This is a genomic window from Mesorhizobium sp. M0140, from assembly GCF_040322475.1.
Taxonomy (GTDB): Bacteria; Pseudomonadota; Alphaproteobacteria; order Rhizobiales; family Rhizobiaceae; genus Mesorhizobium.
Genome location: NZ_JAMYTM010000009.1, coordinates 78644 through 92183, shown reverse-complemented (window position 1 = coordinate 92183; position 13540 = coordinate 78644). Strand labels below are relative to the sequence as shown.

At 62.8% G+C, this 13540-nt stretch carries 15 protein-coding genes; 4 read left to right on the top strand and 11 right to left on the bottom strand.

The annotated features are described in order from the left end of the window. Window positions 1–52: 52 nt before the first annotated feature. A complete protein-coding gene (locus tag NKJ37_RS11705; RefSeq protein WP_352440497.1) occupies window positions 53–625 on the bottom strand; it encodes a cytochrome b in 573 nt (190 codons plus the stop codon). A gap of 58 nt (window positions 626–683) precedes the next feature. Continuing rightward, window positions 684–1574 carry a LysR family transcriptional regulator gene (locus NKJ37_RS11700; RefSeq protein ID WP_352440498.1) on the bottom strand — a complete coding sequence of 297 codons (891 nt, stop codon included), beginning with the start codon at window positions 1572–1574 and terminating at the stop codon, window positions 684–686. A gap of 96 nt (window positions 1575–1670) precedes the next feature. Between NKJ37_RS11700 and NKJ37_RS11695 the strand changes: the two genes are divergently transcribed. Then, window positions 1671–2666: an aldo/keto reductase gene (locus NKJ37_RS11695; RefSeq protein ID WP_352440499.1), complete on the top strand. Its 996-nt coding sequence runs from the start codon at window positions 1671–1673 to the stop codon at window positions 2664–2666. A gap of 268 nt (window positions 2667–2934) precedes the next feature. Here NKJ37_RS11695 and NKJ37_RS11690 read toward each other — a convergent pair whose 3' ends face one another. From NKJ37_RS11690 to infC, 9 genes are all read right to left on the bottom strand, one after another. Continuing rightward, a complete protein-coding gene (locus NKJ37_RS11690; RefSeq protein ID WP_352611044.1) occupies window positions 2935–3537 on the bottom strand; it encodes a nucleotidyltransferase family protein in 603 nt (200 codons plus the stop codon). Window positions 3538–3575: 38 nt separating this feature from the next. Beyond that, on the bottom strand, window positions 3576–6053 hold the full coding sequence (gene pheT, locus NKJ37_RS11685; RefSeq protein WP_352773866.1) for a phenylalanine--tRNA ligase subunit beta: 2478 nt from the start codon (window positions 6051–6053) through the stop codon (window positions 3576–3578). Then, a complete protein-coding gene (locus NKJ37_RS11680; protein WP_352773865.1) occupies window positions 6050–6472 on the bottom strand; it encodes a GFA family protein in 423 nt (140 codons plus the stop codon). The genes pheT and NKJ37_RS11680 overlap by 4 nt, the downstream gene beginning before the upstream one ends. Beyond that, entirely contained in the window at window positions 6469–7566 is a 1098-nt protein-coding gene (gene pheS, locus NKJ37_RS11675; RefSeq protein ID WP_352554632.1) for a phenylalanine--tRNA ligase subunit alpha, read from the bottom strand. The genes NKJ37_RS11680 and pheS overlap by 4 nt, the downstream gene beginning before the upstream one ends. Before the next feature lie 141 nt (window positions 7567–7707). Continuing rightward, on the bottom strand, window positions 7708–8109 hold the full coding sequence (rplT, locus tag NKJ37_RS11670) for a 50S ribosomal protein L20 (protein WP_023672281.1): 402 nt from the start codon (window positions 8107–8109) through the stop codon (window positions 7708–7710). Window positions 8110–8257: 148 nt separating this feature from the next. After that, complete coding sequence (gene rpmI / locus NKJ37_RS11665; protein ID WP_006201248.1) at window positions 8258–8461, bottom strand: 50S ribosomal protein L35; 204 nt, start codon at window positions 8459–8461, stop codon at window positions 8258–8260. Between the two features lie 182 nt (window positions 8462–8643). Further along, on the bottom strand, window positions 8644–9288 hold the full coding sequence (locus NKJ37_RS11660; protein ID WP_023810606.1) for a methyltransferase family protein: 645 nt from the start codon (window positions 9286–9288) through the stop codon (window positions 8644–8646). Window positions 9289–9430: 142 nt separating this feature from the next. Continuing rightward, a complete protein-coding gene (locus tag NKJ37_RS11655; protein WP_023810607.1) occupies window positions 9431–10057 on the bottom strand; it encodes a methyltransferase family protein in 627 nt (208 codons plus the stop codon). Window positions 10058–10185: 128 nt separating this feature from the next. Continuing rightward, the gene (gene infC / locus NKJ37_RS11650; protein WP_023810608.1) at window positions 10186–10722 is read right to left on the bottom strand and encodes a translation initiation factor IF-3; all 537 of its coding nucleotides are present in this window, start codon (window positions 10720–10722) and stop codon (window positions 10186–10188) included. A gap of 203 nt (window positions 10723–10925) precedes the next feature. Between infC and NKJ37_RS11645 the strand changes: the two genes are divergently transcribed. From NKJ37_RS11645 to NKJ37_RS11635, 3 genes are all read left to right on the top strand, one after another. After that, on the top strand, window positions 10926–11696 hold the full coding sequence (locus NKJ37_RS11645; RefSeq protein WP_023810609.1) for an alpha/beta hydrolase: 771 nt from the start codon (window positions 10926–10928) through the stop codon (window positions 11694–11696). Next, on the top strand, window positions 11696–12838 hold the full coding sequence (locus tag NKJ37_RS11640; protein WP_023810610.1) for a benzoate/H(+) symporter BenE family transporter: 1143 nt from the start codon (window positions 11696–11698) through the stop codon (window positions 12836–12838). Before NKJ37_RS11645 ends, NKJ37_RS11640 begins: the two co-directional genes overlap by 1 nt. Before the next feature lie 117 nt (window positions 12839–12955). Continuing rightward, the gene (locus tag NKJ37_RS11635) at window positions 12956–13438 is read left to right on the top strand and encodes a DUF2852 domain-containing protein (protein WP_352773864.1); all 483 of its coding nucleotides are present in this window, start codon (window positions 12956–12958) and stop codon (window positions 13436–13438) included. The last annotated feature ends 102 nt before the right edge of the window (window positions 13439–13540 follow it).

Sequence of the window (13540 nt, the reverse complement as noted above, 5' to 3'; positions counted from 1 at the left end):
TGGAGGCGGCGCTGTGTGCGTCCTCGCCCCGTCAACGAATGAGCCGTCCGATCTATTCCGCATCTGACGAAGGCGTGATCATGCGCGTAAGCACGCCATCCCTGAGCTGGAAATGATGACGCAGCGCCGCCAGGACATGGAGAGCGACCAGCGCCATGCCGGCATAGGCGAGATACCAATGCGTTGCCGCCCAGAAGCTTTCGGCGCCATCCGATTCAGCCAGCGGCAGGTTCGGCATGACGAACAGGTTGAACGGCAGGCTGGGGATCTCCAGCATCGACACCGACACCAGCGCCCAGCCGGACAAGGGCAAGGCAAGCTGGAACGCGTAGAGCGCAAAATGGACCAGCGGGGCGGCCCGACGCTCCAGGGTTCCGACCGAGCGCGGCAGCGGCGGCGTTGCATTGCCGAGGCGCCAGGCGACGCGCAGCACCACCAGACCGAGCAGCAGAAAGCCGAAGGATTTGTGCAGTTGGATCAGTTCGAAGGCGGTGCGCTGACTGGTCAGCCGAACCATGACGAAGCCGAGCCCGAACTGACCGATGAAGATCAGCGCAATCAGCCAGTGGAGAATGATCGCGCCCCAGCCATAGCGGGTCGTGCTATTGGTGATCGATGTTTGCATCGTTGGTGAACGACCGCGATGCCGGTTTTCTTCCACCAGGGGGAGGGGCGAGCCCGCTCTATCCACTCACCTTGAAGAAATCGACAAACGCCCTAAGCGCTGGCCGCATCTGACGGCGGCTCGGATAATAGACAAAGAAGCCGTCGAAGGGCGGGCACCAGTCCTCCAGCACGCGGATCAGCCTGCCGTCGGCGAGCGGTGCGCGGACATAATCCTCAAAGACGAAGGCAAGCCCGGCGCCGTCGACCGCCGCCTGGGCGATCAGATGGTCCTCGTCGAGGATCAGCGGTCCCTCCACCGCCATCTCGATCCTCTCGCGGCCTTTCTCGAATTCCCAGCGGTAGAGGATGCCGCTGGAGAAGCGGAAGCGGATGCAGCGGTGGCCGGCTAGGTCGCGCGGGTGGAGCGGCTTGGGGCTCACCTCGAAATAGACCGGGGCGCCGACCACCGCGCCGCGAAGGTCCGGCCCGATGCGCACCGCGATCATGTCGCGCTGCAGGCTCTCGCCTAGCCTGACTCCAGCATCGAAGCCGCCTTCCACCACGTCGGTGAAGCGGTCCTCGATGACGATCTCCAGCACGATGTCGGGATAGGCCGACGCAAAGGCGCCCAGCCGTGGCGTCAGCGCCAAATGGGCCGCCGTGCGCGGCACGGTCAGCCGCAGATTGCCGGCCGGCCGGTCGCGCGCTTCGATTGCCGTCTCCAGCGCCAGGTCGATCTCGGAAAGCGCCGGCCGCAATCGCTCGAGCAGTTGCGCGCCCTCCTCGGTCGGGGCAACGCTGCGCGTGCTGCGTGCCAACAGGCGCACGCCAAGCCGGGCTTCGAGGCTGGATACCGCGTGGCTAACCGCCGAAGGCGCGATGGCCAATTCCCTGGCAGCGCCGCGAAAGCTGCCGCATTGAGCGACAGTCGCCAGCACCGCCAGTTGTGAAAGATGCGCTCGATTCATTGATCTATCTTTTAGTACAGCCCGTGCGGATGAAAACCGATTATCGAACACAAGGCAAGGCGCTATTTCTCCCACATCGCAACAAGGAGACGCGTTATGCAAACCCGCAAGCTAGGAACTGAATTGAACGTCTACCCCGTCGGCCTCGGCTGCATGGGCATGAGCTTCGCCTATGGCGGCCAAGCGGAAGCCGATGCGATCGCCACGCTGCACCGCGCCGTCGACATCGGCGTCAATTTCTTCGACACGGCGGAAGTCTATGGCCCTTACGAGAACGAGATCCTGCTCGGCAAGGCGCTGAAGTCGGTGCGTGACAAGGTGACGATCGCGACAAAATTCGGCTTCAAGATTTTGGAGGAAGGTACAGGCCTCGACCGCATGGCGGGCGTCGACAGCCGCCCCGAGCACGTCAAGGCGGTCGCCGAGGCCTCGCTGAAACGGCTGGGCACCGATGTGATCGACCTCTACTATCAGCACCGTGTCGACCCCAACGTGCCGATCGAGGATACGGTCGGCGCCATGGCCGAACTGGTGCGCGAGGGCAAGGTGCGCGCGCTTGGCCTGTCCGAGGCGAGTGCCGCGACCATCCGCCGGGCCCATGCCGTTCATCCGATATCGGCCGTGCAGAGCGAGTATTCGCTGTGGAGCCGCGACCCGGAAGACGAGGTGTTCGCCGTCTGCCGCGAGCTCGGCATCGGCTTCGTTCCCTATAGCCCGCTCGGCCGTGGGCTGCTGACCGGCACGATCGCCAAGCCCGAGGCCTTGAGCGACGACGACTGGCGCCGGACCTTGCCGCGCTTCCAGGCCGAGGCGATGGAAGCCAATGCCGCCGTCATCGCCACGCTGGAAAAGCTGGCGGCTGAAAAGGGCGCAACCTCGGCGCAGCTGGCGCTGGCCTGGGTGCTGCACCAGGGCGATTTCATCGTACCGATCCCCGGTGCGCGCAAAATCCGCCATCTCGAGCAGAACACGGCGGCGGCGGACATTGCACTTAGCGCTGTCGAGGTGCAGGCGATTGGCGATGCGCTGTCGCCCGACAAGGTGGTCGGTAGGCGCTATGCGCAGAAGGAGTTGGCGCTGGTGAATGGGTGAAAGCTGGTGAGTAAGCGGAAGGGGTGCTTCGGCGCCCCTTTTCATGCGCGATGGTGCAGAAGGTTGCGTGACGTTGGCGCGAGGCACCCCCCTCTGTCCTGCCGGACATCTCCCCCGCAAGGGGGGAGATCGGATGTCACGCCGGCTTTCGCCAATCACCAACGTTGCAAGAAGGGTGCCGCCGATGAAGTTGCCAATCTCCCTCCTTGCGGGGGAGATGGCCGGCAGGCCAGAGGGGGGTGCCTCGCGCCAACATTCCGGCAACTCCCTACCAAGGCACGACAGTGGTCTCCGGCCAATACTCCTGGGCGCGTCTGCCCTTCACCTCATGCGTGCGCTGATTGTCCATCACCCGGTTCGGTGTGATGCGGAACGAAAAAATATCGTCAAGACCAAATGGAGCCACGATCTCGAGCTGCCCATCCGCATCGTATCGCACACCCACCGCATGGGTCTTCGACGCAAAATAGCTGACGGATTCGCTGGCGCTCGAATAGCGCGGGCAGGGTTGGCAGAACTTCTGCGGATACCATAGATGCACCCGCGCCTGGTTGCGCACCTCGACCGGCAACGCTAGCCCCTCGAAATGCCGCGCCGCCCGGCGGATCACCGCGTCCTCGGCCTCGTAGGACAGGTCGCTGTCATCGAAGTAGAAGAGATCAACGTCCTTGATGCCGTAACCCGAAGGCTTGCCGGTCAGGTGGTTCCAGACACTGTTGTAGAGCGCGCCGGACACCACCAGCCAGCCCGGCAGGTCGAGCGTGCGAGCCCGCGCCAGCGCGTCGCGGACCAGCGGGTCGGCAGGCACGATGGCGAGAAACGCCGCGCGCTGTTCTTCGAAAGGAAGTCCGGAATACCGCAGATGGTCCATCGCCCTTTGGAGGGCGATTCGCCATCTGCTCGCAAGTCTTAGCCGCGCAGAACGCCGCCCGTCTGCTTGCCGACATTCTCGACGATACGCTTGGCCAGTGCCTCGAAATCCTCGTCGGTCAGCGTCTTTTCGACCGGCTGGATCGACACTTCGATGGCAATAGACTTCCTGCCCTCGCCGAGCGAAGCGCCTTCGAAGATGTCGAAGACCGAAACGCCCGTGATGAGCTTCTTGTCGGCGGCGAGCGCCGCGCGGACCAGCGTGCCGGCCTCGACCGTTTTGTCGACGACGAAAGCGAAGTCGCGCTTGACCGCCTGGAAGGGGGACAGTTCCAGTTTCGGCTTGGTTTTCGTCGGCTTGGCCTTCGGTTCGGGCACCGCATCGACGAACACCTCGAAGCCGCACAGCGGCCCGGAAACATCGAGCCCCTCCAGCGTCTTCGGGTGGAATTCGCCAAAGGTGCCGAGCACGGTTTTCGGGCCGAGCTTGATGGTGCCGGAACGGCCGGGATGGTACCAGGCTGGACCGCCGGCCTCGATCTGCAGCCGCTCGACCGGCGCACCGCAGGCTTCGAGCGCGGCGATCGCGTCGGCCTTGGCGTCGAACACGCCGACCGCACCCGAATTGCCGGCCCAGTTGCGGCCGGAGCCGTCGAGCTTGGCGGTGCCGCGACGCACACCGGCGGCGACGCGCCGCTGTTGGTCGGCGCCGTCGCCCTCATAGGTGCCCGACACTTCGAACAGCGCCACGTCGCCAATACCCTTGTCGGCATTGCGCTGTGCAGCGGCGATCAGCCCGGGCAGCAGCGACGGCCGCATGTCGGACATGTCGGCGGCGATCGGGTTGGCGAGCTTCAGCGCGGTCTGGCCACCGCCGAACAGCTCGGCATGCTTGGCCGGAATGAACGACCAGGTGACGGCTTCCATCATGCCGCGCACGGCAAGCGCGCGCTTGGCGGTGCGGGTACGGACCTGCAGCGTGGTGAGTATCCTGGCGTTGACCGCGTCATGCGCACCGAGCGGCTGCGGCGCGATGTTGTCGACGCCGTGGATGCGCATGACTTCCTCGACCAGATCTGCCTTGCCATCGACGTCGGGGCGCCAGGACGGCACGGCGACGTCGAAGACGCCCGATATCTTTTCTTGAGACGAGAAATCTCGTGTGCCGGGCGGCGGAGCAACATAGTTGGCATGGGGTCGATAGGTTGGCTCTGCACTGAAACCCAGGCGCTCAAGGATAGATAGGCTCTCATCCTCGTCGACCTCGATGCCGGTCAGCCGCTTCACTTCCGCCAGCGGGAAGGAAACGATCTTCGGCTGATAGTCGGCATAACCGACGACTTCCATTTCGGTCGGCGTGCCGCCGCAGAAATCGAGCACCAGTTTCGTTGCCAACTCGACGCCGGGAACCATGAATTCGGGGTCCACGCCGCGCTCGAAGCGGTAGCGCGCGTCGGTGATGATGCCGAGCGTGCGGCCGGTGCGCGCCGTGGTGATCGGATCCCAAAGGGCGGATTCGATCAGCACGTCGGTCGTGTTCTCGTCGCAGCCCGAATGCTCGCCGCCCATGATGCCGGCGATGGACTCGACGCCATTGTCATCAGCGATGACACACATTTCCGGCGTCAGCGTGTATTCGCGGCCGTCGAGCGCCTGCACCTTTTCACCATCGCGCGCGCGGCGCACGACGAGATTGCCGGCAACCTTGCTGGCGTCGAACACATGCAGCGGGCGGCCGCGGTCGAAGGTGACGTAATTGGTGATGTCGACCAGCGCGCTGATGGGTCTCAGGTCAATGGCGATCAGCCGCTGCTGCAGCCATTTCGGCGACGGCCCATTCTTGACGCCCTTGACCAGGTTGAGCGCGAAGCCAGGGCAAAGCTCCGGCGCTTCGATCGTTACCTTGACCGGACACATGCCGTTGCCGACATGCGGCATGATGGCGCCGCCGACGAGGCGGCCAAGCCCGCTCGCCGCCAGATCCCTGGCGACGCCATAGACGCTGGTGGCGTCCGGCCGGTTCGGCGTCAAATTGATCTCGATGACCGGATCGTCGATATGCGCATAAGCGGCGAAGCTGGTGCCGACCGGCGCATCCTCGGGCAGGTCGATGATGCCGTTGTGTTCGTCTGACAGTTCCAGCTCGCGCTCGGAACACATCATGCCGTGGCTCTCGACCCCCCTGATCTTGCCGACCGCCAGCGTCACGTCGATGCCGGGCACATAGGTGCCGGGCGCAGCAAAGGCGCCGATCAGGCCAGCGCGGGCGTTTGGCGCGCCGCAGACGACCTGCACGGGTGACTTGCCGTCGCCCGTATCGACGGTCAGCACGCGCAGCCGGTCGGCATCGGGATGCTGGACCGCCGTCAGCACCCTGGCGATGACGAAGGGCTTCAGGCTCGACTTGTCGTCGACATGCTCGACTTCGAGGCCGATCGAGGTCAGTCGCTCGACGATCTCGTCGAGCGTGGCGTCGGTCTCTAGGTGGTCCTTGAGCCAGGAGAGGGTGAATTTCATGGGACTGTTCCGTCTGGTCTTTTGACGCTTGTTTTCAGATGTCTCGGCAGGTCGTCGGATATATGCAGGAAGGCAAGCTGTTCGCCGACATAGGCATGCTGCGTCGGCTCAAAATCGGCCGGCATGTCCATGGCGCCGAGCATGAAGTAGATGTCGTCTTCCAGCCGCTCGTCGACATAGGCGATGGGCGAGCCGCAAGTGCCGCAGAACGAGCGCGTCACCGGGCCGTTCTCATACATCTTCAGCGCCTTGCCGGTGAACGCGACCTGATCGACCAGGAAGCCGACAAAGGCCGACACCGGCGCGCCGCTGGCCCGCCGGCAATCGCCGCAATGGCAATAGCTGACGTGATGCGGTTCGACGGAAGCTTCGAACCGCACGGCGCCGCAGCGGCAGCCGCCGGCGTAGGGCGCTGTCATGCGCTCAGGCCTCCGAACAACGTCGGCATGTCGAGCGGCCTGAAGCCGTAATGCGACAGCCAGCGGACGTCCGCGTCGAAGAAGGCGCGCAGGTCCGGCATGCCATATTTCAGCATGGCGATGCGGTCGATGCCCATGCCCCAGGCAAAGCCCTGATATTCGTCCGGATCAAGCCCGCCATGGCGCAGCACGTTGGGATGGACCATGCCGCAGCCGAGGATCTCCATCCAGTCGGAGCCTTCGCCGAAGCGCACTTCGCCGGGCCTGGAGCGGTCGCACTGGATGTCGACCTCGAGGCTCGGCTCGGTGAACGGGAAGAAGGACGGCCGGAAGCGCATCTTGACCTGCGGCACCTCGAAGAAGGCCTTGCAGAACTCCTCCAGCACCCACTTCATGTTGGCGACGTTGGCCGTCTTGTCGATCACCAGCCCCTCGACCTGATGGAACATCGGCGAGTGAGTGGCGTCCGAATCCTGGCGGTAGGTCTTGCCCGGAATGACGATGCGGATCGGCGGCTTCTTCGTCTCCATGGTGCGGATCTGCACCGGCGAAGTGTGGGTGCGCAGAAGCTTGCGCTCGCCCTTCTCGTCCGGCTGGAAGAAGAAGGTGTCGTGCATCTCGCGCGCCGGATGGCCTTCGGGGAAATTCAGCGCAGTGAAATTGTAGTAATCGGTCTCGATATCGGGACCTTCCGCGATGGAAAACCCGAGGTCGCCGAAGATCGCCGCGATCTCATCGATGACCTGGCTGATCGGGTGGATACGGCCGCGCTCGGCCGGCGACTGCCGCACCGGCAGCGTCACATCGACCCTTTCGGCGGCGAGGCGGGCGGTGATCGCCACATCTTTCAACTCGGCCTTGCGCACCGTCAGCGCATCTGTGACGCGGTTCTTGAGTCCGTTGATTGCGGGGCCTTTGACCTGACGCTCCTCAGCGGTCATGGCGCCAAGGGTCTTCAGCATCTCGGACACGGCGCCCTTCTTGCCGAAAGCAGCGATGCGCACGGCCTCGATGGCCGGCTCATCGGCGGCCGAGGCGATTTCGGCCAGAAGTGAGTTTTCAAGCGTATCCAGGCCAGTGGTTGCGTCGTTCACGGTCAAACTCGCTACGTTGGAAATCAGCTCAAAGTGAAAGTCACTTTTAAGTTGAAAGTTCAGGCAAAAGAAAAACCCGCGCCAGCCGTGCCAGCGCGGGTTCCCCAAATCAGAATTGCGAATGCTTGGGAAGCGCTGGTCTTAGGCGACAGCGCTTTCAAAAGCGTTCGGCGTGGTGTTCTTCAGATATTCGAGCGCCACCTTGGCCTTGGCGACCAGGGCTGCGAAAGCCTGCGGCTCATGGATGGCCATGTCCGACAGGATCTTGCGGTCGATCTCGATGCCCGACTTGTTGAGGCCGTCGATGAAGCGGCCATAGGTCAGGCCATGCTCGTGCGTCGCGGCGTTGATGCGCTGGATCCACAGCGCGCGGAACGAGCGCTTGCGGTTCTTGCGGTCGCGATACGCGTACTGCATCGACTTTTCCACCGCCTGCTTGGCGATGCGGATGGTGTTCTTGCGGCGGCCGTAGAAGCCTTTGGCGGCTTTCAGGACCTTCTTGTGCTTGGCGTGCGAAGTGACGCCTCTTTTTACGCGTGCCATGTCATGATCTCCTTAAAAGCAATTCCAGGAAAAGTGCCTTGCGGTTTTCCGTTCGGAATTGCGTAAAACAAATGCGTGTCCGGACCGAATGATCTTATTTTGGCGAATGATGTTTTCCAAAAAGTCTGCAACTTTTTGGCATCATTCCCTAGAGACCGTTCGGCAGAAAATTCTTGATGACCTTCTTGCCATCCGGTTCAGCCAGAACCATCGTGCCGCGGGCATTTCGAATGAACTTGTTGGAACGCTTGATCATGCCGTGACGCTTGCCGGCCGCAGCCGACAGGACTTTACCCGTACCTGTGATCTTGAACCGCTTCTTGGCGGCCGATTTGGTCTTCATCTTGGGCATTTTGCTACTCCGTATTGTTGGCGCACTATCGCGCTTCTTGTTCGCTTCGGGCCGACCAAAGCCCGAAAAGCAAATGAAACCGCCACGGCATGCCCTGCCGGGCGGTTTTCTTGAACGGCGGTGCTATACGTCAAAGACGGCCCGCGTGCAACACCTGTGGAGATGCGGCGCTGTGTCCTTGGTCAGGGCAGCGTGAACCAGACCGGCAACATGCCTGACAGCTGGGCTCCGTCTATCAGCTCGAAGGCCGGCAGGGCGACGAGGAAGACCAGGCCGTCGAGCAGCGTGGTCAGCAACAGGCGGGGCTTGAAGCTGCCCGTATCGCCCTCCTGGTAGAGCGACAGCTTCGGGAAGAAGCGCGGCACCTTCTCCAGATAGGCCTGGTACGGCGCGCCGAGCGCTTCCTTGAGGAACTTCTCTTCGCGCAGGATGACGATGTGGAAGGCACCCGCGCACAGCAGCGCAAAGAGGATGATGCCGGAGAACGAGCCGATCTGGGCGCCGACGCCCGCCGCGGCCACGGTCGAGAACACATAAAGTGGGTTGCGGGTGATCGAGTAAGGCCCGCCGGTCACCACCTCGGAAGATTTGCGCCCGCCTATGTAGAGCGTCGCCCAAAGGCGCCCGACGATGCCGAGGAAAATCAGCAGCACGCCGAACATTTCGATCGACTCATGCACCCAGGTTTCAGGCGGAAACGTCGATTGGCCGAACAGCAGTGCCAGAAACAGCACCACCACCAGCACCGCAAGCACCATGCGGCGCATATGCTGGTAGTTGCCCAGCCCGTGTGCCTCGACGGGCGCAGACTTGATTTCATTGACCATGGCGGAATCCGATCGTCGAAAAACTTGCCGGCGATCGCAGCTTCTGGCCAAGAAAACAGGGCCCCGCCGATCGTTGGGACGGCTTGCAGGATAATTCAGGCGGATTTAATGCATGTCGCCTCTTTTGACTGCCTACCGCAGCTCAATACAGCCAGAAGAGGACGGGAATTACACCGCTTTCCTGTCCGGACTCGATGAGTTCGAAAAACGGTATGGAAACCAGAAACATCAAGCCGTCGCGCAGCGTGTGATTGAAGATGCGCGGTGTGAAGGTGACCTCGGCCTGATCGCGATAAAGCCGGGGATTGGGAAAAAAACGCGGCACCCGTGCAACGTAGTCCTTGTACGGCGCCCCGAGCACGGTCGTCAAATGCCGTTCCTCGCGCAGCGTGACGATGTGGAACGCGGCCGCGCACAAAACCGCCGACGCTACCGCGACGATCGCGCTGCCGGTCTGGGTGCCGATGCCGACGGCCGCTACGGTGGAGAAAAAATACAGCGGGTTGCGCATCACCGAATATGGGCCGGTTGCAACCACTTCGGCCGACTTGCGGCCGCCGATATAGAGGATCGACCAGAGCCGGCCGCCGATTCCGATCAGTATCAGGGCGATCCCGTGCGCCTCTATGCGTTCGTGGGTCAGTTCATCGTGCGGGGAGCCGCCGAAGATCAGCAAAGCGCAAAAAGCGCCGATTAGCAGCGCCAGCAGGACGCGCCGGCGCCGCTGATAGCGACCCATTTCACTTGTAGAACGTGCCGCAGCGGTCATGGGAGAATCCTTTCGCCGCGAGGACCGGCAACCAGAATCCTTGTCGAAGCAACTTGCGGAGAAATCATGGCGGAGGCAAAACAAAACAAAAGCCGCCGAAGCGGCCTTTGCTTTTGACGGGGATCGCTCTAGCGCGGCGACAGCACCATCATCATCTGGCGGCCTTCGAGCTTCGGTTCCGCTTCGACCTTGGCAATCGTCGCCACTTCCTCGCGGACCTTGTTCAGAAGCTGCATGCCGAGTTCCATATGCGCCATCTCGCGGCCACGGAAGCGCAGCGTCAGCTTGACCTTGTCGCCTTCCTCGAAGAAGCGGCGAACCGCCTTCATCTTGGTCTCGTAGTCATGGCTGTCGATGTTCGGGCGCATCTTGATCTCCTTGATCTCGATGACCTTCTGGTTCTTGCGCGCCTCGGCCGCCTTCTTCTGGTTGGCGTATTTCAACTTGCCGAGATCGAGGATCTTGACGACGGGGGGCACCGCATTGGGCGATATCTCGACGAGATCGAGCCCAGCCTCTTCGGCGAGCAGCAACGCATCGTTGATGGAAATATCGCCGCGGTTCTGGCCATCGGCGTCGATAAGCTGGACCCGGGGAACCCGGATGTCACGGTTGGAGCGCGGGCCATCCTTGGTCGGCGCCGCTGCTTTGAAAGGTCTGCGAATGGTCGTGGTCTCCTTGGCCGTTTCGTTCAGGTTCGTCAGTGTTGATGCGTGGACGCGCAATGTGGTGAGCGCGCGGGCGGAGTCAATAGCACAGCATTGACAGAAAATCACCCTGATCGCTGCTCTGCACCAAACAAACAACATCGTGAGCACTTTTCGCCACGCCACCGGCTGTGTCACAAGACCCGCGTTGAGGAAAAGCCATGACTGCTACGCCCCCAATCTTTCTGGATGTAGATGGATCGCGCATCGCGGTGCGCCATACTGCTGGCTCTGCGCCAGGCATCGTCTGGCTCGGCGGCTACAAGTCGGACATGCTGGGCACGAAGGCGCAGACGCTGACGGACTGGGCGGCGAAAGAAGGCCGCGCCTTCCTGCGCCACGATTATTCTGGCCATGGCGAATCCGGCGGCGCCTTTGCCGACGGCACGATTTCGACATGGCTTGCGCAGAGCCTTGCCGTGTTCCGGCATTTCACCCGGGGCAGCCAGATCCTGGTCGGCTCCTCGATGGGCGCCTGGATCGCGCTGCGCATGGTGCAGGAATTGCGCAAGGCAGGCGATAGCAACGTCGCCGGCATGGTGCTGCTGGCGCCAGCCCCGGATTTCACCGCCGACCTGGTCGAACCGGTGCTGACCAAGGCGCAGAAGCGCGATCTCGCCAAAAAAGGTTTCTTCGAAGAGCCGTCGGACTATTCCACGGAACCCTACATCTACACCCGCGCCCTGATCGAGGACGGGCGCTACAACCGGGTTATGACAGGCCCGATCGACACCCATTGCCCGGTGCACATCCTGCAGGGCCTGGCCGATGCGGACGTGCCTGCAAGCCACGCACTGAAGCTGGTCAGCTTGCTGCCCGCCGACGACGTGACACTGTCATTGATCCCCGACGGCGACCATCGCTTGTCGCGACCCCAAGATCTCGACATGCTGGTGCGGGCCGTCGATGCGATGGCGCAGAGGGGAAACTGATGCGCCTTTCCATCCCGATATCCGCCTTCGTCGCGGCGATCGTCGGCTTCGGCGGCACGCTGGCCATCGTCATCGCAGCCGCCACCGCAGTCGGTGCGACGCAGATCGAGACGGCAAGCTGGGTGACGACGATCTGCCTGGCCATGGCGATCGAGAGCCTGTGGCTGTCATGGCGCACGAAAATGCCTGTCATCACCGCCTGGTCGACGCCGGGCCTGGCGCTGATCGCGGCATCGAGCGGCTTTTCGATGAGCGAGGCCGTCGCCGCCTTCATCGTCACCGGCGTCCTTCTGATCGCCACAGGGCTGTTTCGGCCCCTGACCAAGCTTATCTCGAGGATACCGCCCTCCGTCGCCTCGGGCATGCTGGCCGGCATCGTCGTCACCTTCGCGCTCAATGCGGTGAAGACCATTCCGATCGACCCGTGGCTGATCCTGCCGCTGATCGCCGTCTTCTTCGTTATCAGGCTGTTCAACCCGGCGCTGTCGGTGCTGGCGGTTCTGATCGGCGGTGGCCTCGCCGCTTTCCTCACCGGCCGTGTCGGTGGCCTGCCGACACCGGAACTGTCGACGCTGACGCTGATTGCGCCTGACTTCACCACCAAGGCGGTGATTGGCCTGGCACTGCCGCTCTACCTCGTCACCATGGCGTCGCAAAACCTGTCCGGCCTCGCCGTGCTGCGCGCCGCCGGCTATCACCCGGAGCCCGGCCCGCTGATCGGTGTCACGGGCCTGTTTTCGCTGCTGTCGGCGCCGTTCGGCGGCTCGACGACCAATCTGGCGGCGATCTCGGCGGCGATCTGCACCGGGCCGGACGTCCACCCCGATCCCGCCGAGCGCTGGAAGACCGGGCCGTTTTATGCGCTCGCCTATCTCATCTTTGCTATTTTCGGCGCTTCGCTGGTGGCGATCTTCGCGGTGCTGCCGCAGAGCCTGATCGTGCTGGTGGCAGGCCTGGCGCTGATGGCGTCGCTCGCCAACGCGCTGTCTATCGCGCTGAAGGAAGAGGCGGATCGCATGGCCGCCACCGTCACCTTTGTCGTCACCGCGTCGGGCCTGACGCTGTTCGGCGTTGGCGCCGCATTCTGGGGCCTGATTGCCGGGTTGGTCGTGCTTTCCCTCGATATGATCAAAAAGCGGTAATCATTTCAGATGCTTGTCCGGATTTGGCGGACATTGTCTTGAATCGCCGTTTTTCTCTTCCCATTTCGATTCCACGCAGCCGGGTTTGGCTGTCTCCAACCGAAGGAATGGGAGAAAATGAACACATCCGCATTGATCCGTCCGGCCTGGACGCCCGCAACCATCGCGTTGATGGTTGTGGGTTTCATGGTGTTCTGGCCACTCGGCTTCGCCATGCTCGCCTACATCATCTGGGGCGACCGCCTCGATGGCTTAAAGCGTGACGTCAACCGCGCGACCGACGGCATCTTCGCCGGATGCCGCCGCGGTTCCGACAAGGCCGCGCGCTGGGGCAATGGCTCCGCCCGCACCGGCAACGTCGCTTTCGACGACTGGCGCGAAAAGGAACTGGAGCGCCTGAACGAAGAGCGTCGCAAGCTCGACGAGATGCTGACCCAGTTCGACGAGTATGCCCGCGAATTGCGCCGCGCCAAGGATCAGGACGAGTTCGACCGGTTCATGGCCAACCGCAACAAGTCGACGGCTCCGACGAAGACCGATCCGGGCGCCGGAACGACGACCACCAAGCGTGGCAAGGGTTCGAACCTGCTTGACGACTGAGGCCCGACGCATAACCCCGAAAACCGGAACCGGTTTTCGGGTCATGCGCCAACTTAAAGTGCTACAGCGTCCTTTGCGCGTCCCAGAGGACGCGCGGCGCTG